This window comes from Mycobacterium sp. DL (genome assembly GCF_039729195.1).
GTDB lineage: Bacteria > Actinomycetota > Actinomycetes > Mycobacteriales > Mycobacteriaceae > Mycobacterium > Mycobacterium hippocampi_A.
Map to the genome: position 1 here is coordinate 329,659 of NZ_CP155796.1, position 25,964 is coordinate 355,622.

General features: G+C 68.1%; 22 protein-coding genes. 6 read left to right on the forward strand and 16 right to left on the reverse strand.

The window, feature by feature from the left end; translation table 11 throughout:
- Positions 1 to 76: 76 nt before the first annotated feature.
- Both ABDC78_RS01600 and ABDC78_RS01605 read right to left on the reverse strand, forming a co-directional pair.
- The gene (locus ABDC78_RS01600) at positions 77 to 1,552 is read right to left on the reverse strand and encodes an aldehyde dehydrogenase (RefSeq protein ID WP_178359384.1); all 1,476 of its coding nucleotides are present in this window, start codon (positions 1,550 to 1,552) and stop codon (positions 77 to 79) included.
- Between the two features lie 81 nt (positions 1,553 to 1,633).
- The gene (locus ABDC78_RS01605; RefSeq protein WP_178359385.1) at positions 1,634 to 2,401 is read right to left on the reverse strand and encodes a class I SAM-dependent methyltransferase; all 768 of its coding nucleotides are present in this window, start codon (positions 2,399 to 2,401) and stop codon (positions 1,634 to 1,636) included.
- A gap of 37 nt (positions 2,402 to 2,438) precedes the next feature.
- On the opposite strand from ABDC78_RS01605, the gene ABDC78_RS01610 reads away from it, so the two are divergent.
- Positions 2,439 to 3,635 (forward strand): glycosyltransferase family 4 protein, encoded by a 1,197-nt coding sequence (locus tag ABDC78_RS01610; protein WP_178359386.1) that lies wholly within the window; start codon positions 2,439 to 2,441, stop codon positions 3,633 to 3,635.
- Positions 3,636 to 3,639: 4 nt separating this feature from the next.
- Here ABDC78_RS01610 and ABDC78_RS01615 read toward each other — a convergent pair whose 3' ends face one another.
- Genes ABDC78_RS01615 through ABDC78_RS01640 form a run of 6 tightly spaced genes read right to left on the reverse strand, consistent with a single transcriptional unit; the run spans position 3,640 to position 10,287 of the window.
- The gene (locus ABDC78_RS01615) at positions 3,640 to 5,004 is read right to left on the reverse strand and encodes an MmgE/PrpD family protein (protein ID WP_178359387.1); all 1,365 of its coding nucleotides are present in this window, start codon (positions 5,002 to 5,004) and stop codon (positions 3,640 to 3,642) included.
- A gap of 49 nt (positions 5,005 to 5,053) precedes the next feature.
- On the reverse strand, positions 5,054 to 5,755 hold the full coding sequence (locus ABDC78_RS01620) for an SDR family NAD(P)-dependent oxidoreductase (RefSeq protein WP_178359388.1): 702 nt from the start codon (positions 5,753 to 5,755) through the stop codon (positions 5,054 to 5,056).
- Positions 5,748 to 7,109, reverse strand: a complete 1,362-nt coding sequence (locus tag ABDC78_RS01625; RefSeq protein ID WP_178359389.1) for an MmgE/PrpD family protein — start codon at positions 7,107 to 7,109, stop codon at positions 5,748 to 5,750. Before ABDC78_RS01625 ends, ABDC78_RS01620 begins: the two co-directional genes overlap by 8 nt.
- On the reverse strand, positions 7,106 to 8,116 hold the full coding sequence (locus tag ABDC78_RS01630; protein ID WP_178359390.1) for a tripartite tricarboxylate transporter substrate-binding protein: 1,011 nt from the start codon (positions 8,114 to 8,116) through the stop codon (positions 7,106 to 7,108). The genes ABDC78_RS01625 and ABDC78_RS01630 overlap by 4 nt, the downstream gene beginning before the upstream one ends.
- Positions 8,117 to 8,162: 46 nt before the next feature.
- Positions 8,163 to 9,677: a tripartite tricarboxylate transporter permease gene (locus ABDC78_RS01635; RefSeq protein WP_178359391.1), complete on the reverse strand. Its 1,515-nt coding sequence runs from the start codon at positions 9,675 to 9,677 to the stop codon at positions 8,163 to 8,165.
- Between the two features lie 52 nt (positions 9,678 to 9,729).
- Positions 9,730 to 10,287, reverse strand: a complete 558-nt coding sequence (locus tag ABDC78_RS01640; RefSeq protein ID WP_178359392.1) for a tripartite tricarboxylate transporter TctB family protein — start codon at positions 10,285 to 10,287, stop codon at positions 9,730 to 9,732.
- A gap of 234 nt (positions 10,288 to 10,521) precedes the next feature.
- On the opposite strand from ABDC78_RS01640, the gene ABDC78_RS01645 reads away from it, so the two are divergent.
- Entirely contained in the window at positions 10,522 to 11,313 is a 792-nt protein-coding gene (locus ABDC78_RS01645) for an IclR family transcriptional regulator (protein WP_178359393.1), read from the forward strand.
- Between the two features lie 7 nt (positions 11,314 to 11,320).
- Here ABDC78_RS01645 and ABDC78_RS01650 read toward each other — a convergent pair whose 3' ends face one another.
- Both ABDC78_RS01650 and ABDC78_RS01655 read right to left on the reverse strand, forming a co-directional pair.
- Complete coding sequence (locus ABDC78_RS01650) at positions 11,321 to 12,514, reverse strand: MFS transporter (protein WP_178359394.1); 1,194 nt, start codon at positions 12,512 to 12,514, stop codon at positions 11,321 to 11,323.
- 49 nt (positions 12,515 to 12,563) lie between these two features.
- Positions 12,564 to 12,956, reverse strand: coding sequence for a VOC family protein (locus ABDC78_RS01655; protein WP_178359395.1), 393 nt, complete (start codon positions 12,954 to 12,956; stop codon positions 12,564 to 12,566).
- Between the two features lie 264 nt (positions 12,957 to 13,220).
- Between ABDC78_RS01655 and ABDC78_RS01660 the strand changes: the two genes are divergently transcribed.
- From ABDC78_RS01660 to ABDC78_RS01670, 3 genes are read left to right on the forward strand one after another with little or no spacing between them, the layout of a single operon-like run.
- Positions 13,221 to 13,445, forward strand: coding sequence for a hypothetical protein (locus tag ABDC78_RS01660; protein WP_178359396.1), 225 nt, complete (start codon positions 13,221 to 13,223; stop codon positions 13,443 to 13,445).
- Positions 13,442 to 14,299: an oxygenase MpaB family protein gene (locus ABDC78_RS01665; RefSeq protein WP_347133294.1), complete on the forward strand. Its 858-nt coding sequence runs from the start codon at positions 13,442 to 13,444 to the stop codon at positions 14,297 to 14,299. Before ABDC78_RS01660 ends, ABDC78_RS01665 begins: the two co-directional genes overlap by 4 nt.
- A 10-nt stretch (positions 14,300 to 14,309) precedes the next feature.
- Positions 14,310 to 14,570 (forward strand): hypothetical protein, encoded by a 261-nt coding sequence (locus ABDC78_RS01670; protein WP_347133295.1) that lies wholly within the window; start codon positions 14,310 to 14,312, stop codon positions 14,568 to 14,570.
- Here ABDC78_RS01670 and ABDC78_RS01675 read toward each other — a convergent pair.
- A complete protein-coding gene (locus ABDC78_RS01675) occupies positions 14,537 to 16,267 on the reverse strand; it encodes a hypothetical protein (RefSeq protein ID WP_178359398.1) in 1,731 nt (576 codons plus the stop codon). The genes ABDC78_RS01670 and ABDC78_RS01675 overlap by 34 nt on opposite strands.
- Positions 16,268 to 16,302: 35 nt before the next feature.
- Entirely contained in the window at positions 16,303 to 17,508 is a 1,206-nt protein-coding gene (locus tag ABDC78_RS01680) for a DUF3068 domain-containing protein (protein WP_178359399.1), read from the reverse strand.
- A gap of 282 nt (positions 17,509 to 17,790) precedes the next feature.
- On the opposite strand from ABDC78_RS01680, the gene ABDC78_RS01685 reads away from it, so the two are divergent.
- The gene (locus tag ABDC78_RS01685) at positions 17,791 to 18,927 is read left to right on the forward strand and encodes an acyltransferase (protein WP_178359406.1); all 1,137 of its coding nucleotides are present in this window, start codon (positions 17,791 to 17,793) and stop codon (positions 18,925 to 18,927) included.
- On the opposite strand, the gene ABDC78_RS01690 is transcribed toward ABDC78_RS01685, so the two are convergent.
- From ABDC78_RS01690 to ABDC78_RS01705, 4 genes are all read right to left on the reverse strand, one after another.
- Positions 18,924 to 19,913, reverse strand: a complete 990-nt coding sequence (locus tag ABDC78_RS01690; RefSeq protein ID WP_178359400.1) for an IS481 family transposase — start codon at positions 19,911 to 19,913, stop codon at positions 18,924 to 18,926. The two genes, ABDC78_RS01685 and ABDC78_RS01690, sit on opposite strands and share 4 nt — an antisense overlap.
- A gap of 108 nt (positions 19,914 to 20,021) precedes the next feature.
- The gene (locus ABDC78_RS01695) at positions 20,022 to 21,500 is read right to left on the reverse strand and encodes an AMP-binding protein (protein ID WP_178359401.1); all 1,479 of its coding nucleotides are present in this window, start codon (positions 21,498 to 21,500) and stop codon (positions 20,022 to 20,024) included.
- Positions 21,497 to 25,759, reverse strand: coding sequence for an alpha-(1->3)-arabinofuranosyltransferase (locus tag ABDC78_RS01700; protein ID WP_347133296.1), 4,263 nt, complete (start codon positions 25,757 to 25,759; stop codon positions 21,497 to 21,499). The genes ABDC78_RS01695 and ABDC78_RS01700 overlap by 4 nt, the downstream gene beginning before the upstream one ends.
- Positions 25,760 to 25,787: 28 nt before the next feature.
- The gene (locus ABDC78_RS01705) at positions 25,788 to 25,961 is read right to left on the reverse strand and encodes a DUF2613 domain-containing protein (RefSeq protein WP_070356595.1); all 174 of its coding nucleotides are present in this window, start codon (positions 25,959 to 25,961) and stop codon (positions 25,788 to 25,790) included.
- Positions 25,962 to 25,964: the final 3 nt, after the last annotated feature.

Here is a 25,964-nt window from a genome sequence, read left to right on the forward strand (position 1 = left end):
TGTGCACGCCGAGTGCACGGGTTCTGACGGAAATCGGGTGAAATCCGTCAGAATCCGTACTCTCGATGAGCCCTTGTCAGGTGGCCGGTGTGTAACCGAACGGGAGCAGGATGCTCTTGGCTTCGGTGTAGGCCTCGACGCCTTCGGGTCCGTTCTCGCGGCCGATGCCGGAGTTCTTGAAGCCGCCGAACGGGGCGCCCGGGTCGAAGGCGTACATGTTGACCGCATAGGTGCCGGTGCGGATCTTGCGGGCGATCTGCAGCGCCTTGTCGTTGTCGGTGGTGTAGACGCTGCCCGCCAGGCCGTAGACCGAGTCGTTGGCGATGCGCACCGCGTCGTCCTCGTCCTCGTAGGCGATGACCGCCAGCACGGGTCCGAAGATCTCCTCCTGCGCGATGGTCATCGAATTGTCGACGTCGGCGAACACCGTCGGCTGGACGAACCAGCCGCTGTCGAGTCCGTCGGGGCGGCCACCGCCGGTGACGACGCGCGCACCCTCGTCGATGCCCTTCTGGATGTAGCCCTCGACGCGCTCGCGCTGCTTCTCCGAGATCAGCGGCCCGATCATGGCGGCGGCGTCATCGGGCAGTCCGACCGGCATCGCGGCGACCGCGGCGGACAGCTTTTCGACGACCTCGTCGTACCGCGACCGCGGCGCCAGGATCCGGGTCTGTCCGACACACGCCTGGCCGCAGTTCATCAGGCCGGAGAACACCAGCATCGGCAACGTCGAGTCCAGGTCGGCGTCCTCGAGGATGATGGCCGCGGACTTGCCGCCCAGTTCCAGCGTGCAGGCCTTCAGCTTCTCGGCCGCGATCTTGGCGACCTCCTTGCCGACGCCCGAGCTGCCGGTGAAGGTGAACTTGTCCAGTTCGGGGTTGGCGGTCAGGGCGCGTCCGGTCTCGGCGCCACCGGGCACGATCGAGAGCACGCCTTCGGGCAGCCCCGCCTCGGCGAACATCTCGGCCGTCGCGAACACCGACAGCGGGGTCTCCGCGGCCGGCTTGAGAACCACGGTGCAGCCGGCCAGCAGTGCGGGCCCGAGTTTGTTGGCGGCCAGGAAGAACGGCACGTTCCACGCCGTGACGGCCCCGACGACACCGATCGGCTCCTTGACGACCAGGGTCTGGCCGTAGACGCCGTCGCGGATGTCCTGCCAGGTGAACTTGTCCGCCGCACCCACGTAGTAGTTGAACGACGACATCGCCGCGCCGTACTGCATCATGTCGACGATCGTCGGCGGCTGACCGGTTTCGGCGGCCAGCAGGAACTTCAGCTCCTCGGCGCGCTCTTCCATGATCTTGACGGCGCGGCCCAGGACCTCGGCGCGCTCGTGGGGCGACATCTGGGGCCACGGCCCCTCGTCGAAGGCCTTGCGGGCCGCTGCGCACGCCGCGTCGACGTCCGCGGCCGTCGCCAACGGCACCTTGCCGACCAGCTCGCCGGTGGCGGGGGAGTGCACCTCGATCACATCCGAGGAGGCCGGCTCGACCCACTTGCCGCCGATGAACAGCTTGTCCCATTCGGTTTTGAACGCGGTGCTCTGGGTCATTTCGCTCCTTGCGTGCGCGGTGTCATGCCCGTCACATTACCGACCGCGACGCAGAACGAGAACCTGTTGCAGTTCCGGGTCTCAGGACGGCTGCAACACGAGCACCAGATTGCTCACCAAGAACTCCCTCACGAGCGGCACCGTGGTCAGTCCCCACGCCCATCGCGGGTGGTAGCGGGGAAATGCGGCGACCAGCGCGCCGGTGCCCGCGGCCCACCGCAGACCGTCGGCCGCCGACACCGCGAACAACGACGAGCCGTAGTCGTTCTTCGGTCGGTGGCCGTACTTGCGGGCGTATCGGTCGGCCGCGCGCCGGCCGCCGAGGTAGTGCGTCAACCCCATCTCGTGCCCGCCGAAGGGGCCGAGCCACACCGTGTAGGACAGCACTGCGAGGCCGCCGGGGCGGGTCACCCGCAGCATCTCCTCGCCCAGTCGCCAGGGTTCGGCGACGTGTTCGGCGACGTTGGACGACAGGCAGATGTCCACGCTGGCGTCGGCGAACGGCAGTGCGGTGCCCGAGGCCCTGACGAACATCCCGTCGCGGCGGTGCGACCGGGGCGCGGCGGCGTGCATCTCGCGCGGATCGGGTTCGACGCCGATGTAGTGGATGGCGTTGCCGGTGAACGCGGACGCAAAATAGCCGGGACCGCCGCCGACGTCCAGCAGAGTCCGGCCGGTCGGCGCGGAACCGTGCAGCGATGTCCACAGATCGGTCACCATCGTCACGGTGTCGGCGGCCAGGGCGCCGTAGAACCGGTCGGGGTCGCTCTGTTCGAAGCGGAAGGCCGCGAGCAGCCGCAGCGACCGCGACAGCGTCGCGCGCCGGGTGAACAGATCGGTAGCGACCACGCGGACACCCTACGCAGGGCGGTTAGGCTGGCACCCGATGTCTGACCGCTCTGTCCATCCCCCCGGGTCGCTTCGCTCCAGCCTGCCGGTCCGCTCCGTGCTGCTGCTGTGCTGGCGCGACACCGGCCACCCCCAGGGCGGCGGCAGCGAGACCTACCTGCAGCGCATCGGCGCGCAGTTGGCCGAGTCGGGCGTCCAGGTCACTCTGCGCACCGCGCATTACCCCGGCGCCGCGCGGCGCGAGACCGTCGACGGGGTCCAGATTCAGCGGGTCGGCGGAAGCTACTCGGTGTACGTGTGGGCCGGGCTGGCGATGGCGGCCGCGATGATCGGCCTGGGCCCGCTGCGGCATGTGCGTCCCGACGTGGTCGTCGACACCCAGAACGGCCTGCCGTTCCTGGCCCGGCTGGTGTTCGGCAGGCGGGTGGTGGTGCTGGTGCACCACTGCCACCGCGAGCAGTGGCCGGTGGCCGGTCCCGTCATGAGCCGCATCGGATGGTTCGTCGAGTCCCGGCTGTCACCGCGGCTGCACCGACACAACCAGTACGTCACGGTGTCGCTGCCCTCGGCACGGGATCTGGCGCTGCTCGGGGTGACTTCCGAGCGTGTCGCGATCGTCCGCAACGGTGTCGACGCCGCACCCGAGGCCACGTTGTCGGAGGCGAGGTCGACCACTCCGCGGGTCGTCGTGCTGTCCCGGTTGGTGCCGCACAAGCAGATCGAGGACGCGCTCGACGCGATCGCCCGGCTGCGGTCCCGGATCCCGGGCCTGCACCTCGACGTCCTCGGCGACGGTTGGTGGGCGGAACGACTCGTCGACCACGCCCGCCTGCTCGGCATCGCTGACATGGTGACGTTTCACGGTCACGTCGACGATGACATCAAACACGCTGTCCTGCAGCGTAGTTGGGTGCACGTACTGCCGTCCCGCAAGGAAGGCTGGGGACTCGCCGTGGTGGAGGCCGCCCAACACGGGGTGCCCACCATCGGGTATCGGTCCTCCGGAGGGCTGTCGGACTCCATCGTGGACGGCGTGACCGGGCTGCTGGTCGACGACTGCCAGGGTCTGGTCGACGGTCTCGATCGGGTGCTGAGCGACGCGGTGCTGCGGGAGCAGCTGGGTGCCAAGGCCCAGGTGCGCAGCGGCGAATTCTCGTGGACGCAGAGTGCCGACGCGATGCGGTCGGTGCTGGACACCGTGCACGCCGGCGGTCACACCAGCGGCCTCATCTGAGGGCCTACTCGGGGACCGCCAGGGCCACGACATCGACGATGTCGGCGAGTTCGCCCAGTTGCCAGGCTGTTTGGGCCAGCTGACGTGCACGGGCCTCGCCCAACACCGGGGCGGCGAGGCCGTGGTACTTCTCCTCGAGTTGACCGTCCGTCATCGGGTTGTCCGGTGTGCCCAGGTTGTGGGCGACATGACGCTCCAGCGAGCGCCCGTCGCGCAGTGCGACCACCACGCGTGCGGAGTCCTTGGACTGTTCCTCGTCGACGTGGACGGCGACGATTCCGCGGAGGCGGACCACCTCGGGTGCGTTGACCCGTTCGTCGGTGAACTGGGCAGTCGACGCGGCGCCGTCGGCCAGGGCGGCGGCGAGCACGTGATAGATGCTGAACTTGCCCTGCAGTCCGGTGCGCGGTTCGGTCGCCCCCGTCGTCGTCTTCACGTAATCGTGCACGTGGGCGTCCACCGAGACGACATCGTCGGCGGTGAACCCGTGCTCGGCGCGCAGTTCGAGCAGTGCCTGGGCCGGCGGGTGCGTCAGTGACCCACAGGCGTAGGGCTTGAAGCCGTCGCGTGGCAGGTACCACGTCTCGCCGAGGCCTTCCAGCGCGCGCCCCGGCGCGGGATCGGGAGAGAACAGATGCAGGAATCCGCGGTGCCCCTCGATGGATTCGGGACTCGACGTGATGCCGTCGCGTGCGAGGAAGCCCGACAGCAGGCCGTCCATCGCGGCCTTGCCCGCGTGGATGGACTTGCCGGTCGACCCGTAGACGACCTTCATGCCTGCGCTCTGGGTCGCGCCGGTGCCCAGAGCAGCGAGCGTCTCAGCGGCAGACAGGCTCAGCAGGCGCGACGTCGCGACGGCGGCGCCGATGTGGCCCACGGTGCCGGTCACATGCCAGCCGACATCGTAGTGACCGGGCCCGGCCGCGACCGCAACCCGCGTCTGCACCTCGAAGCCGGCAACAAACGCGGCGATGGCCGCAGTGCCGGTGACCGGAACCACCTCTGTGGCAGCAGCGATCGCCGGCCACAGCGGGGCGCTGCCGTGGATGGTCGTGCGATCGGGGTTGAAGGTGTCGTCGAAGTCGAGCAGGTGTGCGGCGATCCCGTTGGCGAGAGCGGCATATCCGGCGCCGGCGCGCTGCCGGGTGCCGATGATGGCTGCGGTCCGTGACCCGTCGCCGGGATCGAGTGCGGCGATCCCCGCGCGTACCCGGGCGGCCTCATCGGTGGCCGATCCTGCGAGAGTGCATCCGAGCCAGTCGATCAGGCAGCGGGTCGCCTGATGGACGACCTCGGGCGGCAGGTCCTCGACGCGCAGTTCCGCTGCGAACGTGGCCAATTCCGCGCTGATCCCGTGCCCGTCGTCCACCTGCGATCACCCCGTCTGTGTTGGTTCTGACAGATCTGATCCTGCCCGATCAGTAGGACTGCGAGACCGTGGTCGACATCTCGGAACCGTCGCAGTCCACCCGCACCAGGGCGCCGGTGATCTCGCCGGAATCCGTGGTCAACCGCACGATCTGTTCGGCGATCTCGTCGCGGCAGCGCGTCAGATCGTCTCCCTCGCAGACGATCCCCGGGGAGAGCGCATTGACCGTCACGCCCTCGCTGCGCAGCGACGCGGCCAGCGCCCGGGTGAGCCCGAGCAGTCCGTACTTCGCCGCCGACACGTGCACCCGCGCAGGGTCGCCGTCGAGTGCGTTGCGGCCGAGGATGTTGACGACGTGTCCACCCGGGACGAGGGTCGGCAGGGCATGCCTGATGCAGGTGAACGCTCCGTCCAGGGTGACGGCGTGGACCCTGCGCCAGTCCTCTTCGGTGATGTCGGCGAATGCCGCGCGAGGCCGGTACGACGCGTTGTTCACCAGAACCCGGACGTTGCCGTGCTCGGCGATCGTGGCGAACATCTGTTGCACTGCAACGGGATCGGTGATATCCGCTGCCACCGTGAAGGCGGCACCCCCGGTGGCGCGGATGGCGTCGACCACCTCGTCCGCATCACCCGCGCGTGACCGGGTGTTCACCGCGACGGTCCAGCCGGCACGGGCCAGCCGGTCGGCGATGACGGCACCGAGGCCACTGCCTGCGCCGGTGACGAGTGCCACGCCACTCTCAGGCATCGTCGAGCGGCACCGTATACGCAAGAAGTGCTGTCACGTCCTGCAATTCATCGACCCGCCAACAGCAGTCGAGGAGCGCCTCCGACCGCGCGACGCCGAGCACCGGGACGACAAGAGCGCGGAACTTGGCGCTGAGCTCGTCGTCGGCCAACGGCGCGGCAGGGGTGCCGCGGTTTCCCCGCACCTCGGTGGTCAGGGTCTGCCCGGACGCGAGCACAAGCTCGACATCGGCATCCTGCTTGCCCAGACCCGGGTCGGCGACGACCTTCACACGGTCGCGCAGTTCGACGATGTCGGGCCGCGTCAACACCGCTTCGTCGAGTTCCTCGGTGCCGACGCGGTGGAACGCTACGGCCGCCGCCGCACAGTGCCGCAGGCTGAACTTGGCCTGCATGCGCGTCGTGGGCCGGGGTAGGTCCGCGAACCGAGCGGCGGGCGGTGAGACACGGACCTCGATGGCGGTGACGTCGGCGGCGGCGATGCCCTCGCCGGTCGTCAGGGCGATCACGCCGTCGATCATCGGGTGGGTCAGCGATCCGCTCGGGTAGAGCTTGTATCCGTTCGACGTGATGTTCCACGTCTCGCCGAGTCCCGTGGCGATCTTCTCGGGCGCAGGGTCGGAGCTCATCACCGCGAGGTAGCCGAAGTCACCCTCCAGAGCCTTCGCACTGGCCGTCAACCGCTGCGCGACGAGGCAGGCTGCCAGAACACCGTCCATCGCGGCCTTGCCGGGATGCATGCTCTTCAAGTCGCTCCCCGCCATCACCCGAAGACCGGCCGCCTGCGTCGCGCCCGCCGCGATCGCATGCTCGACCTGCTCAGCGCCGAGGCCCATCGTGCGGGCAGCGGCTGCCGCAGCACCGACGTGTCCCGACGTACCGGTGACGTGCCAGCCCGCGTCGTAGTGCGTCTGGCCCGCGGCGTGGGCGACCCGGGTCTCGACCTCGAACCCCAGGGCAAAGGTGGCGAGCGCATCCTTACCCGTCGTCGGCTGGGTGCCGGCCACGGCGAAGATCGCCGGCCACACCGAGCAGCTGCCGTGCACGGTGGTGCCCGGTGGGTTGTAGACGTCGTCGAGGTCGAGCACGTGCGAGGCGAAAGCGTTCAGGAACGCGGCGTACGGAGCAGCGGCCCGCACGCCCGTCCCGACAACCGTTGCACTGCCGTGGTTCTCACTCACCGCCAGCGCGCTACGGGACCGGCGGGCGGCGTCGTCGGTGGATCCGGCGACGGCCACCCCGATGTGGTCCACGAGGGCGCGTCGCGACGCGTGCAGTACCGATTCGGGGATCTCGTCGCCATCGTGTTCCGCGACGAACTTGGCCAGTAGCGCGGACGGACCGTCTTCTGTCACTGATCCTTCCTCAGGCCCAGGTCGCCGAGCAGGGTGCCGACGATCTCGGTCTGGTTGTTGAGGTAGTCGGTGAGCTCCTGACCCTGCAGGTTCTGGGTCACCAGACCGTCGCTGCTGGCCAGGGTCTTCCAGCCTTCGGTCTCGACCATCGCCGAGATGTCTTCCTGGTACGCCTGGATGGCGTCTTCGGGCATGTCGGGGGCGCCCATGATGGCGCGGAACTGCACGGGCACCTGTGACGAGTCGATACCTTGCTCCTCGGTGGTCGACACCTCCGGGAACGCTTCCAGGCGCTCGTTGCCGACCACGGCGATCACTGCGAGTTCGTTCGCGCGAACCTGTTCGGCGACGTCGGAGGCGCTGCCGAGCATGATGTCGGCATCACCTCGCAGCAACGCGGTGATCCGTGAACCGGTGTCCTCGAACGACAGGAACTTCCAGGTGGCGCCCAGCGAGTCCTGCAGCACCAGCCGGGTGAGGGCGTCGTTGGCGGTGCTGGAGCCGCCTGTCTGGACCAACGTGTCGGGTGCGGCCTTGGCGGCGTCGACGAACTGGGTGAAGGACGTGAATTCGCTGCCGGCTTTCGTCACGATCACCTGCGGCTCGGTGGCCACCAGGGAGATCGGGGTCAGCATGTCGAGGTTGACGTTGGAGTCGGCGACCGTCATCGGGGTGGCGACCCAGGTCGGGGTGACCTGAGCGAGCAGGCCCGCGTTGCCCGCTCGCTCGATCAGGTAGGACATGGCGCCGATGCCGTCGCCGGCGGGGACGTTACGCACCGGCCACTGACTGTCGATGATGTCGTTCTCGTACATCACCTTGATGATCTGGCGGGTGAACACGTCGGAGCCGCCGCCGACGGCGTTGTGGGTCACCACCTCCACGTTGCCGGGTGCGCCGCCACCCGAGCCGGAGCCGGAGTCGGATCCGGAACCGCCGCATGCGGACACGCCGAGTAGGGCGAGGATCGCGATCAGGACGGTGAGGGATTTCTTTGTACGGTTCATTTCTCTTCCTTGAGAGTCGGGAGCTTCTGGGAGACAGAGGATGTGGTCACACCTCGGACTCGAGCATCTGTTCGCGCACCTTGCGGGACTTGCGGCCGAATGTGAGAAGGAGCAGCAGCACAACCGCAAGTCCGATGAGTGCCGCTGAGATGGGCCGCTGCAGGTAGATCATCGGACTGTTGTCCGACAGGAGCAGCGACTGGCGGATCGAGTTCTCGGCGATGGGTCCGAGAACGAACGCGAGAACCAGTGGCGCGGGCGGGATGTCGAGCTTGCGCATGACGTAGCCCAGGAGTCCGAAGATCACCAGCAGCCAGACGTCGAAGATCGAGAAGTTGACGCTGAACACACCTACCACCGAGATCAGCAGGATCCCCGGGTAGAGAACCTTGTAGGGGGTGTTCAGCAGCTTCGCGAAGAACGGCACCATCGGCAGGTTCATCACCAGCAGGGCGAGGTTGCCCAGGTACATGCTGGCGATGATCGGCCAGACCACGTCGGAATGCTCGGAGAACAGCAGCGGTCCCGGGTTGAGCCCGTAGAGCACCAACGCGCCCAGCAGGATCGCGCCGGTTCCCGAACCCGGGATGCCCATCGTCAGCAGCGGGACCATCGCCCCACCGGTCTCGGAGTTGTTGGCAGCCTCCGGGGCGGCCACGCCCTCGATGGCGCCCTTGCCGAACTCCTCGGGATGCTTCGAGGTGCGCTTGGCGACGATGTAGGACACGAAGGAGGCGACCGTGGAACCGGCGCCGGGCAGGACCCCGATGAGGAAGCCGAGGACGCCGCCCTGCAGCATCGCCGGGGTCGACCGCTTGATGTCCGCCCCGGACGGCAGCAGTTCGCGGAACTTCTTGGGCACCGCAAAAAGCGGCTTCTGGGTCTTCTCCTCGAGGTTCACCAGTACCTCACCGATGGCGAAGATCCCGACGGACAGGGCGATGAACTCGATGCCGCCTGCCAGTTCGATCTCGCCTCCGGTGAACCGCTGCTCGCCGGAGAAGAGGTCGGTTCCGATGGTGGCGAGGAACAACCCGATGAACATCGAGATGAAGCCCTTGAGCAGGGAATCGCCCGCGAGCATGATCACCAGCAGGAGTGCGAAGAGCATCAGCGCCGAGTACTCGGGTGGGCCGAAGTTGACCGCCACCTTGGCGGCGAGCGGCGCGAGGAAGGTGAGCCCGATGACACCGATGGTGCCGGCCACGAACGAGGCGATCGCCGCGATGCCCAGCGCCTGCCCGGCCCGCCCCTTCTTGGCCATCTGATAGCCGTCGAGACACGTGACGACAGAGGCGGATTCGCCCGGGATGTTCATCAGGATCGATGTCGTCGAGCCGCCGTACTTGGCGCCGTAGTAGATACCCGCCATCATGATCAGGCCGGTCGCCGGGTCGAAACCGGTGGCCAAGGGCAGCAGGATCGAGATCGTCGCAGGTGGGCCGAGCCCTGGCAGGATGCCGACCAGTGTGCCGAGCAGGCAACCGACCAGCAACCAGAACAGGTTGGTCGGTGTGATGGCTGTCTGGAATCCGGACAGCAGACCGTTTACCGCATCCACTCGTCGTGTCCTCTCTTGCCCGTCAGGCCATCGGTCCGGTGCTGAGATCCGTTCACTGCCACAGGGTTCCTACGGGGAGTCGGACTTCGAGCAGGATCTCGAAGACGAAGTACATCGCCGGGGGCAGGAGGAGCAACGTGACGATCGAGGGGATGGAGCGCATCCGTTCCACCACCACGATCACGAACAGCACGAGCACCTCTCCGGCGATGAGGAATCCGAACGGATCCAACAGCGCGGTGCAGATGACCAGCGCGAGCCAGACCAGCAGCGCGCGGGCGATCTGGTTGCGCCCGAGAGACAGCGTCGGGGCTTCACCGTTACGTGCTCGGGGACCGAACGCCCAGACGGCCGACAGCAACAGGCCCAGTCCGATGAGGCAGATCGTCAGCAGCACCGGGAGGTAGCCGGGACCCGGCTCGTTGTTCCCTCCGTAGAACGGAAGTTCCGTCGAACTCCGGTAGAGCATCCACGCTGCCGCCGCGGCCACCACGAGGCCGAGCCCGATGTGGACCCGCTGGGTCAGTCGGCGGTCCTGCTCGCTGGGCGGCGCGTCGTCGCTGTCCACGGGCTGGTCGTCGGGGTCGGCGGTCAGGGGGGTGTCACCCACCGCTCGATCGGTCGGGTTATCGCCCTCCGGATCGGGGAGATGACCCGTTCCCGCGGGGGCTGCACCGGTGGGTTGTTCGGTATCTCGAGCCATTCAGACCTCTTGGTTGATGTCTTCAGGAGGGAAAGAATTTCTGTATGTGAGAAATCTAGGTTCAGCCGGTAGATGTGTCAAGCATCACTTGCTGCGCCTGAACATCCGCGTACCCCGTCGAATCGCCGGTACTCTTCTTCTATGCAGAAGGTGAGGCCGGAGAGCGAAACGGGTCCGGCGTATCCGATCGCGTCGGTGAACAACGCCTTGTTGTTGCTGCTGCTGTTCCGCGAGCAACCCCGGGTGCGACTCACCGACGCGTGCAAGTACCTCGGCGTCGCGCACTCCACCGCGCACCGACTGCTCGCGATGCTGGCCCATCACGGTTTTGTCCAGCAGGAGCCGGTGACTCGGGCCTATGTGGCGGGTCCCGCGCTCGTTGAAGTCGGTCTGGCGGTGGTGGGTTCGCTCAACGTCCGCGAGCAGGCCCGTCCGGCGATGGAGGAGTTGAACACCGAACTCGGTGAGACCGTCCACCTGGGTGTGCTCGAGGGCAACCAGGTCCGCTATGCCGACGCGGTGGAATCCGAGCGGGCCCTGCGCGTGGTGGCCCGCACCGGCACGTTGGTGCCCGCGCACTGCACGTCGCTGGGCAAGGCGCTGCTGTCGCTGATGACCGACCAGCAGGTCGCAGAGGTCTATCCGACGTCCGACGAACCGTTCACCGCAAGAACCGATCAGTCCATCACCACCCAGGCCGAACTCCTCGAGGAAGTGGCCAAGACGCGGGAACGCGGCTACGCGGTCAATTCGGGCGAGACCGAGGACGACGTCGGATCGGTCGCGGTGGCCTTCCGTGACTTTGCGGGTCGGCCGGCTGCGATCGCCGTGGCGGCTCCCTCGAGTCGCTTGAATTCCCAACGCATCTCGCACATCGGAGAGCTGATGATCGAGACTTTGGCAAAGAGCCCGGACGGCCCCCGCCGGGGCTGACCGGCGGTCAGCCGGGGTCCTTCCTCGCGCTGATCAGGCCCGAGCCGGCGGTGCCGAGCATGACCACCGCCAACATGATGAAGGCCATCTGCACGCCGAGCCAGCCTGACATCGCGCCCGCTGCCACCAGGATCAGGGTCTGGCCGAGGCGGTTGGTCGCCATCCGGAGGCCCAACGCGGACCCGCGGCTGGTTTCGTCGACGAGATTGACGACCCAGTCCATCGTGGTGGTCTGGGACAAACCGAGCGCGAAGCCGAGCACTGCCATCGCGGGGATCATCGGCACCAGATCGTCGCTGACCGCGATGAGCACCAGGCATGCCGACGCGACTGCGGTGGCGCTGACGGTCAATCGCAGCGTGGAGATCCGCCGGACGAACATCGGTGTGGCGGCACGCGCGAGTAACGCGCCGGTCGAACTGATGCCCAGCAGCAGTCCGACCTGGGACGGTTTGAGGCCGACGGCTGCTCCGAGCAACGGGACGTACACCAGCAGCAGGTCCATGCCGCTCTTGGCGGAGAAGCTCGTCATCAGCGCGGCGGGCATCCCTCGCCGCCGAAGCAGGTGCCACACCCGCTGGGCACGCCCGGTGCGGATCGTGGACTTCTGGATGTTGGTGCGCCAGGCCAGAATTGCCGGAGGTACACCTGCGACGAACACCCATGCGGCGACGAGCAGGGCCGATGAGGTGGCCTCGAGACCGGGTTGTTCGGAGTGTCCGATGATCACGCCACCGGCGATGGGGCCGGCGATCTGACCGAGCGCAGAGATGGTGGTCAACATGCCGAAACGATTGATGCGGGTCAGGGAACTCTGCGCCTGAGCCATGATGCTCTGCGCGCCGATGGTGCCCGACATGTGGCCGACGCCCAGCGCGGTGGTGGCCAGTCCGATGGCGGGAACGGTGTCGGCGACCACGAGCGCGAACGCCGCCGCCGCGGCGACGGCCAGTCCCAGTCCCAGAAGGACAGCGGGATGGTGCTTCTCGGCCCACCGGCCGAACCCGACCGCGAGCAGCATCGGGGGAACGGCGAAGCACGCCGCGGCCAGGCCGAGAGCGGTGCCGTCGGCGTCGAGCGCCAACAGGCGGTAGGTCGACACCGGGCGGGCCAGTGTGACCGCGGTCTGGAGCAGGAAGATGCTGGCGACGGTTCCGAGGAGCCACCACGGCGGCATCGTACGACCCGAGAACACCTTCACGGCTCAGTCGTACCCCCGCCCGTACCGAGGGGGCGGGGGTACGCGTCGATCAGAACTTCCAGCCACGCTCCGGCGTGGCGACGTCGACCTCGACACCGTCTGGATCGCGGAACTTGAAGAATCGGGGCGGGTCGGCCTTCTCTGCGCCGTACACCTCGATCCCGCGTTCCTTCAGCGCGGTGACCACGGAGGCGGTGTCCTCGATCGTCACGCCGATGTGGTTGGGGCCCATGGCTCCATACGTCCATTCGGACCTCTGGATCTCTGGATTGGGCTGCAGGAGTGAGTAGTTGACCTCGCCGTCGCTCAGGTCGATGGCCTTGCCCGGGTAGTGGCCGGGAGTACGGATATCGCCCAGTCGTTTGAAGCCGAGCACGTTCTCGTAGAACTCGGCGGTCCTCTCGAGATCCTGGACGACGATTCCAAGGTGTCGGATGCGCACCTGACATCCCCTCTTTCTGATTGTCGATGTTTCAATGTTCCGTTGTGGAGAAAAGGTTTCTGCAAATCAGACTGTAGGACGTCCGGTCCGCAGCGTCAATGATTCGAGGGGGGGAGCAGAGGGGAGTAGTGCGGTGCCGTAGCGCCGTGTCTGCTCCGGCCACGCGATTCACCGTTCACAACAGAGCACGGACATGGGTGTCATCAATGGCAGAATCCGTGAGAACCGCTACGGGAGAGCTGTACGGCGATTAACATATCGGCCATGTTGAGCGCCGTGCGGCGGGTACTGGATCACCAGATGACCATCGCCGAATGGATGGGCACTGCACTGTTGCTCAGCGTCCCCCATCTCGGGATCGGGGTCGTCTGGTCGCTGACCCACACCGGCCACCTCTCCCAACTCGACGGGCCGGCGAAGGTGGTGTCGTTCCTCGCGGCCGTCGTCGCATGGCCGGCCCTTCTGTTCGCCGACGTCTGTTCGACGTGACCGCCACCCGCATCCGAATCGCCAAGCGCACCGCGCGCTGGAGCGACGAACCGGTGACCGCAGCCGACGCCATGGATTTCTGGTCGTTCGCCGCAGGTGCAGCCAACGTGGTCATGCAACTGTCGAACCCTGGCGTGGGTCACGGCGTCGTCGAGAGCAAGGTCGATTCGGGTGCGCTGATGAAGCACCCGTGGAAGCGGGCACGGACGACGTTCCAGTACCTCGCCGTCGCGGTGATCGGATCCGACGAGGATCGGGCCGCGTTCCGCGACGCGGTCGACGAGGTGCACCGTCAGGTGAAATCGGGACCGCAGAGTCCGGTGCGGTACAACGCATTCGATCTCGACCTCCAGATGTGGGTGGCGGCGTGCCTGTTCGTGGGCCTCGAGGACACCTACCAACTGCTGCGCGGCGAGATGACTCCCGAGCAGTCCGAACAGTTCTACACATCGGCGTGGCCGCTGGGCACCACTCTGCAGGTACGCGAGGACCAGTGGCCCGCGACGCGTGCGGAGTTCGACCGCTACTGGGACATCGCGTGCCAAGACATCGCATTGGACGACGTCGTGCGCACCTACCTGCTCGACCTGATCGACTTACGGATGATCAATCCGGTTCTGGCGCTGCCTTTTCGGCCGTTGCTGAAGTTCCTCACCGTCGGCTTCCTGGCGCCGGTGTTCCGAGAGGCGCTCGGCGTGACGTGGGGGCCGGCCCGGCAACGCTCGTTCGAGCGGCTGTTCCTGTTCGTGGCCTTCGTCAACCGGTTCCTGCCGGGATTCATCCGTCAGGGCGGAAGCCATGTGCTGCTGGCCGACGTCCGCAGGCGTTCCCGTCGGCAACGGCGACTGGTCTGAGGAGGTGGCCGTGTCCGGCGTCCGAGTCGCCACCCGTCGCATGTTGAGCACCCGCGTCAGCGTCGCCGCGGTCATCGAAACCGCGATGTGGCTTGCCATTCCGTACGTGACGATCGGCTTGGCGTGGGCGTTCTTCCACTTCGAGGAGGTTCGGCAGCTCGAAGCATTGCTGCAGACCCGGCTACCGGCCGGCGCGGCGATCGCAGCGATCGTGATCGTCGCCGGCCTGTGGCCCGCCTACCTGGTCGTGCCGGCTGTGTGCATGTCCTGACGCGGCCGCCGTCGCATCCAGGACAGCATCATTCCCACGAGGCCGATCCCAAGCATGCCTAGCCACACCGCGTGCGCGGCAAGCAGCAGGCCCCGATGCGGTGATGCCGCCCTGTCCCCACCCACGTCGTAGACGGTCAGGTCGGCGTCTCGGTAGGCCACCGGCAACCTCAGTTCGGGCCCACGTCCTTCGATCACCACCCAGCCCACCCCCGCTGCGGCGAGCTGTTCGCGGTCGGCGCCGGAAAGCAACAGCCGTTGGACCTCGCGGGCCCGGTCGCCTTCGCCGGGAACGGTGCGCCCGGCGATCGTCAGATCCCCGGTGCTGAGCACATCGGCACGCACCCAGCGCGGCAACGGATCCAGGACAGGGGCATCGCCGGCCCAGGGAAAGCTACGCATGCTGTCGACGGGCAACACCGCGACCGGGCGGGGATCGGCATTGATGACCGCGGCGGCGGCCTGCCACCCCGGCGGGTACTGCACCGGTGTCACCCGGCCGCCCACACCCCACGCCAGATCGGGCAGTGTCGCGAACAGAGCCGCGCAACACACCGCCGCGGTGGCCGCCGCGGGCACGCGCGGTTTCAGCGCGACAACGGCAGCGGCGCCGGCAAGAGCGTAGGCGGGCATGGCCAGCGCCACCCACTTCTGGCCGTCCCGGAGCACGCCCAGACCCGGCACCGCCTCGATCGTCGCCTCGACCGCGGCCAGCCCCGGACCGGTTGCCATCAGTGCGGGGCCCACCACCGCGACCGCCGCCAGGACGAGCAGCGGGACGGCCGCGCGTCGTCGCGCCAGCACCACCGTCCCCACAGCGACGACGGTCAGCAGTACCACCGCTGACGCCAGCGCAAAAAGTGTTGTCCGCGAGGCGGGTACCGCGTCGGCATTCCAGATCCCGCCGAGGCTTGCCAGGCTGCCGAGTGTGCCGAGCCCCGGTTCGGCCCGCGCCGCGAACGCCGTCACCCCCGGTTCGGCGGCGGTGTCGGCCCACCCGCTCGCGACCGCGGAGGCGACCAGCCAGGGCAGGGCCGCGGCCGTCGCAGCGGCCAGACCCAACCCGGCGCAGAACAGTCGGGAGCGACCGGTGCCGGGTGCCAGCGCAGAGGTCAACGCGACCGCGGCGGCGAGCATCAGCCCGGTCGGGGTCAGCCCGGCGACCGCGATCCAGAACACCAGCGCCCAGATTCCGCCGAAACGGTATTCCGCGCGGGGTTCGCCTGCATTCTGCCGCGTGGAATACAGTTTCGGCGAAGGTCCGGCGCGCAACGACAGCACCGTCGCGGCAACCCAGGGCAGACAGCCGTAGCCCACCAGCAGGCTCCAGTGACCCTGCAGAAGCCGTTCTGCGACATAGGGATTCCAGATCGCGACAGTGACGGCGACGAACTGGCCGGCGACACCGGCGTCGGGCAGCACGGTGGCCGCCAATCGTGCCGCACCCCAACCGGCCGCCCACAGGCCGAGGATCAGCAACGCCTTCACGACCACCCCGCCGTCGAGCACACCGGACGCCAACGCCACGGCGTAGTCCTGCGGCAGCGCCCTCGGGGCGGCCTGGGAGAGCCCGAGTGCGGCGTCGGACAGATACGACCGCGGCGTGGACACCGCGTCGCGCAGGAGCAGGTACCCGGGTGCGAACAGCGGTGCGGTCACCGCCAGCGTCAGCGCCAGCGCGTACGCCGGCGCCGCCACAAAACGCGCCCTCAGGGGCGGGGGGGACCCGACGATCAGACCGGTTTGTCCGGCGGCAGGTCGGTGGGCCGCTGCGCGGGAAGCTTCTCGGTCTTGGCTTCCGCGCCCGGCACCGGTTCGCCTTCGTCTCCCCGGCCGCCGAAGAACCGCTGGCCGGTGTCGTCGAGGCCCGGGTCGATCAGCATCGACTCAGCACGCAGGCTGAACGAGCCCAGCAGAGCGCCGCCGACCAGGGCGATCAGCCCCAGTGCGGTGAAGGTGATGGGCAGGATGCGGCCCCACAGTGCCACCGTGTCGCGCTCGTCCTGCGCGGCGGCCACTTGGGATTCGACCGACTCCTCGTTGGTGGTCAGGCTGTAGTCGGCGAACGTGACCTCGGGTCGAAGCGCGTCGCGTGCGTAGTAGTGGTACGCGCGGTCTGTCTGCTTGACGATGGTGCCCGACACCGGGTCGACCCAGAACGTGCGCTGCGCGGCGTAGTAGCGCGACATCGTGATCATTTCCTCGGGGTCACCCTCGATGCCCCACAGACGGGCCGGAGCCGTCGCCTGGCTGTCGGCGTCGTCGTCGTACAGCGACGCGTAACGCACCGGCTCCACGAGTTCGCCGTCGGCGTCGTAACCGACGTTCTGGGTGAACTTGAAGGTCGTCAGCCCGTTGACGTCCTCTTCGCCGGAGTAGTTCGCGTCGTACGGCTGCTGGGCGATCGGGTCGAAGAACGGGTAGGTCTTCTTCTCGGTGTCGAACGGGAAGCGGTAGGTCAGCCCCTCGTGCGGCAGCGCGATGTTGGTCGGCGGGTTCTCGTCCTCGATCGCGCGTGGCCTCTGCACCGCGCCGCCGGGGTTGCTCTCGCTCGACACCGCGAGCGCGGTCGTGCGGTCGAGCGTGACGGTGTCCACCATCGCCAGCAGCAGACCGTTGTCCTGCTGCTGATCGCTGCGCCGCACCGTGTTACCGACCTGCAGCGTCACCACGTCGGCGTTGGCCGGTGACTCCACGCTGATCTGCTGCTGCATCACCAACGGCACGTCCTCGTTGACGATGAACCGCTCGCCGAGCAGCGACGCCGGATCAAATGCATCGCCGGTGCCGTCACTGATCAGCGTGGCGTCGATGTCCAGCGGGATCTTGGAGATCTTGCTCGTGGTGTAGGTGGACAGCAGCAGCGCGGCTATCAACAGGGCGGCACCGAGGCCCATGATTCCGCATGCGGCGATCCGCAGCGCAACTGCGCGGTTCAATACCGTTTCTCCCTTCGCGCACCGCCACCAGCCCCTACCTGGCCCGGTGGGGCAAAAACCTGTTCGACCCTAACAGCACAAGCTAAGGCCGTCGCTTACTGCAACTCGTTCGCGACACCGCCCGCATCGGATGGGTCCGCGAGGGCAGTACTACCCGTTTTCCCGTCGTCCGACCGGACGGGCAGACTGTTCGACGTGACCGGAACCGCAACGGCCCACGTCGGTCGGCGGGACGCCGCGCCCGTCGGCGGGACGCGCGCGTTCCTGCCGGCCGTCGAGGGCATGCGCGCCTGCGCGGCCATCGGGGTCGTCGTCACCCACGTCGCCTTTCAGACCGGGCACACCGGCGGGTTCTCCGGGCGGTTGCTCGGCCGTTTCGATCTCGCGGTCGCCGTATTCTTCGCGCTGTCCGGTTTTCTGCTGTGGCGCGGGCACGCCGCCGCGGCCCGGGGGCTGAGGTCCCGGCCGCCGACCGGGCACTACCTGCGCTCACGCATCGTGCGCATCATGCCCGGCTACCTGGTGGCCGTCGTGGTGATCCTGACCCTGCTGCCGGATGCCCGGCCGGACCTCACGGTGTGGCTGGCGAACCTGACCCTCACGCAGATCTACGTCCCGCTGACGCTGACCGCAGGACTGACCCAGATGTGGAGCCTCTCGGTCGAGATGACCTTCTACATCGTGCTGCCGTTCCTGGCGCTGCTGGTGCGGTGGGTGCCGGTGCGGGCGCGTATCGGGGTCATCACCGCCGCCGCGGTGCTGAGCCTCGGCTGGGCGCAGCTGCTCCCCGTCGAAACGCCACTCGGGGTCAACCCGCTGAACTGGCCGCCCGCATTCCTGTCGTGGTTCGCGGCCGGGATGCTGCTCGCCGAGCTGACGGTCAGTCCGACCGGGTGGGTGCATCGACTCGCGCGCCGTCGCGTGCTGATGGCAGCCATCGCGATCGCCGCCTTCCTGGTGGCGGCCTCGCCGCTGGCCGGTCCGGAAGGGCTCACGCCGGGCAGTGTCGACCAGTTCATCGTCAAGACGGCGATGGGCGCGATCGTCGCCGGGGCGCTGCTCGCGCCGCTGGTGCTGGACCGGCCCGACACGTCGCACCGGTTCCTCGGCAGCACCACGATGGTGACGTTGGGGCGCTGGTCCTACGGCTTGTTCGTGTGGCACCTGGCTGCACTGGCAATGGTGTTCCCGGTGATCGGCCAATTCGCGTTCAGCGGTCACATGCCGGTCGTGTTGGTGCTGACGGTGGTGTTCGGTTTCGCGATCGCAGCGGTCAGTTACGCGCTGGTGGAGTCGCCGTGCCGGAACGCGCTGCGCCGTTGGGAGAGACGCGTCGACCCGACACCGCTGGACTGGGGGCACCTCCCGCTTGCGGGGGATTCCGTCGACGCTGAGATCGAGCCCGCCACAGCGCGCTAGTTGTACTGACCTGAGAGGTTAGGTACACGGCTGGCTGGTGCTTGACCGCCGAGTGCTGTGTGGCCGCGGTGGTGATTGTAGGTGTGCAACCAGCGCGGGTATTCGTCGCAGCGTTGCGCGTCGCTGGTGTAGAGCCGCGCATAGGCCCACTCGTCGGCCAGTGTGCGATGGAAGCGCTCCACCTTGCCGTTGGTCTGCGGCCGGTAGGGCCGAGTGCGACGATGGCCGATATCGCCGAGGGCATCGCGGAAGACGTGTGATCGATAACAGTTCCCGTTGTCGGTCAACACCTTTCGAACGGTGATGCCGCAGTCGGTGAACCACGCGTTGGCACGCCGCCAGAAGTCGGCGGCGGTGTCCTTGCCCTCGTCGGCGAGTAATTCGGAGTAGGCCAGCCGCGAATGCGCGTCGATGGCGGTGTGGATGAAGTGGTAGCCGCGGACCGGGTTGCCGTACTTGTTGGTCACCCCGCTGCTCTTGTCGGCCCTGGCGTTGCGGTTGCCCTTCGTACGGCCCACCATGCGCCAGCCGCCGCCGGCGGGGATCTTGCCGAGTTTCTTGACATCGACGTGCACCAGGTCGCCGCAGCCTGCGGACTCCATTCGGCGAACGACGCGTCCGGTCGCGCGGTCGAGCCAGCGCAGCTTGGCGATCCGGTAGCGGCTCAACACCCGATGCACCGTCGAGGGATGAATCCCGAGCAGGTAGCCGATACGGGCAGGCCCCCACCGCCGGGTGACGCGCACGCCAATGATGCGCCGCTCAGTGCGTGTAGGTGTGCGATTGGGGCTGTGGTGTGGTCGTGAGCTGCGGTCGGCCATCCCCGACTGACCCTGCTCGCGATAGCGGCCCGCCCACCGCGAGGCCGTGGATACCGACACCTGGAAACGTTCGGCAGCCCGTCGCAAAGACCAGCCATCATCGACGACGCAACGAGCCAGCCGCAGGCGACCGGTTTCGGACAAAGGGGCATTACGGTGAGACACGAAGACCTCCGAGGTGAGTTGGTGCGTTCCTAGGCAGTTCGCACTTCACTCGGAGGTCTTCGTCTTGTCACCTCACCACGCCGTCACCAACGTCCGTGGTCAGTACAGCTAGTCCGATTGCGCGGCCCGCCGCGCGATGACCTCGTCGCGCACCGCCGACCGACGCGCCTTCCCGGCGTCGTCGCGCAGCGGCCGGTCGGTGAACTCCACCGACCGCGGCAGCTTGTAGGACGCGATCCGCTCGGCGAGAAACCCCACGACCGCCGCCTCATCCAGGCCCGCAGCCTGCACCAGCACATGCGGCACCTGGCCCAGATCGGCATCGGGAATTCCAACTGCCAAGCAGGACAACACTTCCGGATGCTCAGAAAGCGCTGATTCGATCTCGGCCGGGTACACGTTGCGACCGCCCACAGTGAACATGTCGACCCTGCGGTCGTTGAGGTAGAAATAGCGTTCGGCTCCGAAATCCCGGTAGTAGCCCAGATCTCCCAGCGAGTCCCAACCGTCGCGGGACTTCGCGGTGCTACCGATGTAGCGATAGGTGGGTCGTCCCCCCGGCGCCGGACGCATGTAGATCTCGCCGACCTCCCCGGGCGGACATTCGTTGCCGTCGTCGTCTAGCACCTTCATCTCACCGGCGACGACGGTTCCCACCGATCCCGGATGGGCCAGCCACTGGTCACCTGAGATGAACGTCAGCGCCTGCAACTCGGTGCCGCCGTAGAGTTCCCAGACCGCACCCGGACCCAGAATCTCGATCCACGCGAGTTTGACCGCCGGTGGGCACGGCGCAGCCAGATGCCAGAGCCTGCGGATCGACGACAGATCGTAGGCGTCGGGGTCGGCGCGGTAGGCGGGCAGTAGGCGCTGCATGATCGTGGGGACCGTGGTCAGGAACGTCACCCGGTGTTCGGTGACCAGGTTGAGGAACTCGGTCGGTTCGAACCGGGGCATCACCACCAGATGGTGTCCCTGCAGCAGACCGATGGCGAAGGTCGTGAAACCGGTGTTGTGGCTCAGCGGCACCGAGATCAGGGTGACGTCGCCCTCCTGCGCTCCCAACGGCTGGCCGATCGCGGCGGGCACCCTGCTGTCGCCGCCCGATTCGATCAGCTTGGGCCGACCTGTGCTGCCGCCGGAGGCCATCGACTTCCACACCGGCGACACCGCTTCGGGCAACGGTGCGGACGAGAACCCCGAGTATTCGGCGGCGAGATCCGCTGGCGCACTGGCGGTCACACCGGTCGGGTCGGGTCGGCCGACCAGCAGCCTGGGACGCCGCAGTTCGAGCAGCGCGGCGAGCTCGACGTCGGGCAGGCGTGCGGACAGCGGCTGCGGCACCGCGCCCAGCTTCCAGCAGGCCAGCACCGAATACACCCAGTCCAGTGAGTTCGGCAGCACGATCGTCACGTAGTCGCCGACACCCACACCGAGCGAGGCGAACCCGCGCGCAACACGATTGGTCGCCGCGTCCATCTCCGCTCGTGTCACCGTGACGCCCGAGCAGGTGACGGCCGCAGCTTCGGGGTTCCGGGCGGCCAGTGCCGAGACCTGGGTGCCGATCGGGGGAACAGGACTCGTCATGTCGCTCCATCCTCGTCGTCGATCGCCTCCGCATGCTCGGCGGGAGGCGTCGCCGAGCCCAACGTCGATATCACGACGGCGATGACGGACACCAGCGCCAGGAACTGCACACCGGCCGAGTGCCCCACGTATCCGTCGACCGAACGCCACGGGTTCTGGCTGAGCACCGCCCCGGCCAGGATCAGGCCGGCCGCCGCACCGCCGACAGTCGCGGCGTTCCAGAGTCTTTCGCGGTTACGCAGCAGGTACCGCAGCCCGAGCGCGGCGCCGGCCATCACCGCCCCGACCAGCCCGGCGATCAAAGAAGCCGCGACCACCACAATGGCGCCGCACACGGCTGTCGGCGGCTGCCACGGCCGAGCGGGTTCACCGGACACCGCGGGGCGCCTGGACGGCAGGAATGCCAGCACGAGCAGCAGCGGCAGCAGTGCGAGGCCGCTGATGAGGCCGGCGCGATAGCTGGTGTTGGAGGCGAAGTTCAGCGTGACGGTGCCCTCGGTCCCGGCGGGAACCACCCAACCCTGCTGCCAACCGTTGACGGTGACCGCCGTCAGGGGCGCCCCGTCGCTGCCGCGGGCGACCCAGCCCGGGTTGACGCTCTCGGGCACCACCAGAACTCGCACGGCGTCAGAGGAGTCCACGTCGACGTCGCGGTGGTCGTTGGTCCAGCGGCGGGTGGCCACGGAATCTGATGTGGCCGAACCGAGTTGGCCTGCCGGTGGCGCGGCGATCTGGACACCGTCGACGATGAACGCCGGACCGGGGCTGATCAGCAACTCCTGCTGGCCGGTGGGCAGCGTGATCGGCTCGGCGCGGCAGGGGCGGGCCGGAATCGGTTGGTTGTCGAGCAGAGCGCCGACGGTGGTGGACACCGAGGTCTGCACGAAGAGCCCGGCGACACCGATGATCGGGCCGCGGCCGCACGGCATGGTGATGGTCCGCGCTCGGTTGGTGGCCGCGTCGGCGGCCGCGATCGGGGCCCTGCGCTCGTCGAGAGCGACGACCTCCGCCAGACCCGGCGGCTTGAGTTGGTCGAAACCGAGTGCGGTGCGGTCGATCACGTCATCCCAGTCCAGCAGCGACACGGTGATGGTGTCGGTGACGCGGGGTTCGAGGTCCAGCGTCTCAGTGCCCTCGGTGAGTCGACGCACCTCCGGTCCGTCCCCGAGGTCGACGGCGATCATCGTCGGATGAGCCGGCAGCGCAGACGAACTCGGGGTCACCCGCAATGCCGCAACGTTCTGTGGGGTCGGCAGCTTCAGCACGAGCGTCGGGGGAGTGCGCGGTTGCACGACGCGCTGCGGCGCGGTCCAGGCCGTTGCGGGGTCACCGTCGGTGGCGGCGTATGCGGAGCCCAGCACGTCGATGGGGTCCGAATCGCCCTCGGCCCGTACCGTGTCGGGTTGGGCGATGAGATCGGCGAGGTTCGGGCCCTGTCGGGCGCGCACCCACACGGTCGGCGTCACCTGCATCTGCTCGGGCACAGTCAACGTGCGACTCAGATTGACGGGTTCCTCGGAGGCCAGCGCCATCGCCGCCGCACACCGGATGCCGGTCGGGCTCTCGGCGCAGCCGGAGCGCCCCAGTAGCTCGGAACCCAGATCCCATTGTGCGACAGTCGAACCCGGTGGTGGCCCCGGCACCGCCACGGTGTGTCGGAGAGTGACAGGAGTCGCGAACCCGTTGGCGTCGTACTGGGTGATGCTGAAATCGGTGATGCCGAACTGCACTCCGGGGGATCCGTCGTCGGTGGCTACAGCGGTGATGCGCACCCAGGGGGTTTCGCCGTAGGGCAGCGCGACGGTCAGCGGCTCGCCCGCCTGGTCGAAGCGCACCGTGGTGGTGCCGACGACGGTGGCGACCTCGAGACGGCGCACCTGTGCCCCGACGGCGGTGGCGCTGGGGGTGATCGTGAGGGTGGCGTTGGTGACGGGCCGGTCGAAATCGACCTGGAGCCACTGTCCGACGGCGCTCTGCAACGCGTTGGACACCCAACTGGTCGACGCGTCGCCGTCGATCGCCGCGGGTGGCGCCGAGGCCGGGGAGACGTTGGGCAAGGCGGTGGAATCGGAAGCCGAACTCGACACCGAGATACGGCCGCCGTCCCACTGCCCGTAGACAGGCTCGGTGCCGCCCACGGGGTAGTCGGGCACCCTGTTGAAGGTGTTGCGGGGGTCTTCGGCACTGCGGATGGCCGACGAGTGGTCGTCGACGCGGCCGTAGTCGGTTTCACGCGCCAGCGGGGTGTCGGTCACGGTGACGACCGGTGCAGGCAGTCCGGCGTCGAGCGCATCCGGTGTCAGCAGCATCGGTCCCAGCGGCTGCTCCCCCGACAACCGCCTGCGCTCGTTGAGGCGCAGCAACGATTCGGGTCCGCCGTCCACCCGGGCCATCGTGTCGGCATCAACCAGATAGGGCGCCGCGGCTGCGGATTGCCCCGGCGTTGTGCCATCGACCCGGTAGATCTCCACCGCCGGGTAGCGCGGGCGCAGACCGCTGTCGGTGATGAAGCCCTCCAGAGTTCCCGGTCCGACGGGTTCGCCGAACTGGGCCACCCTGGTCAGGCCCGGCGAGCCGTCGATCGCGCGGTGCACCAGGATGGGGCGTGCCGATCGCGAGGTCTCCGGGTCCAGGTCGTTTCTCACCACGACATACGAAATGCCTTGTTGGGCAAGAGTATCTGCGAGGCCTACGGAGGGCCTGCCGGCGGCGAAGAGCCGTTGCACCGAGTCCAGGGCGCGGATCGTCTCCGGCGGGGTCAACGGGATCGAGTCGCGCACACCCCAGGGACTGTCACCCAGTACCTGCAGCGGCTCGTCGTGGCTGTTGCCCCACACCTGGGTGGCGAACGGCGCTCCCGGCGCCACCAGAACCCTTCCGGGCGTTGCGGATCCGGAGTTGTTGGCATCCAGCCAGTCCGCGGTGTCCTGCCAGTACTGCGGGATCGCGTCGAACGCTCCCGGGGCGGTCAGGCGACCGGTCCAGGCCAGTGAGGTGGCGGCGGTCAGGGCGGTGAGCAGCACGATGCCCACGGCGATCCGTCTGTCCTTCTCCGGGTGTGCCAACGCGTTGCGCCACACAGGTCGGGGCGCGCTGCCCGGAAGCGGGATGCGGCCCAGTAGATGGGCCACGCCCAACGCCAGCGGCAGTCGCAGCAGCGGGTCCAGTTTGTGCAGGTTGCGCAGCGGCGTGCCGTCCGCATCGAGGAACATCTGGACGTGCTGGGCGATCGGTGAACCCAGCCCGCCGCTGTAGCCGACGGCCAGCAGCACGACGCCCAGCATCAGGATCGTGATCAACCGGCCCTTCGCCGGCATCGACCGCAGCGCAAGGCCGGCGAGTCCGCCTGCTGCGACCAGCGTCGTCGCCAGCACCGCCACCGACCCGGTCACCAGTGGCGCGCCCGCGGTGGCCGTCGGTGCGACGTACGGCGTCCACGCGCCGGTGCCGCGGAGCATCTCGGTCAGCGACATCCAGCGGGTGGTGACGCCGGAGGATTCGATGAAGTCCAGGAACGGCGGACTGATCCGGCCGAGATGCAGCAGCGCGATCACCCACCACGTCACCGCCAACACCACACACAGCAGCCACCACGCGGTGAAGCGACGCCACAGGGCGTTCGGACGATGGCAGGCCAACCACACCGCCGCACACAGGCAGGCCGTGAGCGTCGCGACGGCGTTGACCGCGCCCATCAACGCGATGGCCAGCCCTGACCTGGCGGCCAGCATCCGCAGTCGCGGGTCGCCCTGGAGGGCCATGACCACCGGAAGCAGCACCCACGGCGCGAGCATCATCGGCAACGTCTCCGACGAGATCGCGCCGATCGTGGTGAGCACCCGCGGCGAGAGCACGTAAACGACCGCGCCGACTACCCGGGACGTGGGGCTGCCGATGCCGAGCGCTTCGGCCAGTCGCAGCACGCCCCAGAAGCCGACTGTCAGCAGCAACGCCCACCACAACCGCTGGGTCACCCAGTCGGGCACGCCGAGCACGTCACCGGCCAGGAAGAAGGTGCCGTGAGGGAACAGGTAGCCGTAGGCCTGGTTCTGCGCCTGGCCGAAGGGCAGGTCGCTGTTCCACAGGCTGAACGCACGGGTCAGGAACCGCAGCGGGTTCGCGGTGAGGTCGAGTTTGGTGTCGGGCGAGATCTGGCCCGGTGACTGGGCGAACGTCAGAACCAGCGCCGCCGCGGCAACCACCCAGAGCCAGCGCCGGGAAAGTGGATCGACCCTTTCCGGGCGGGACAGATCAACCACGGAGGTCAGGAGCGTACCGACCCGGGATTTAGCTTCTGTCGCCGTACTCGACCCTGTTGAGCACCGACGACGCCGGATCGCCCGCCTGCAATGGCGGCCTGGTGTCCTGCTGCACCATCAACGTCACCCCGAACACGGCGGCCGCGCCCAGCAGCAGGCCGACGACGATGCTGGCGGCAGCAGGCACGAGGAACCGATCCATGGG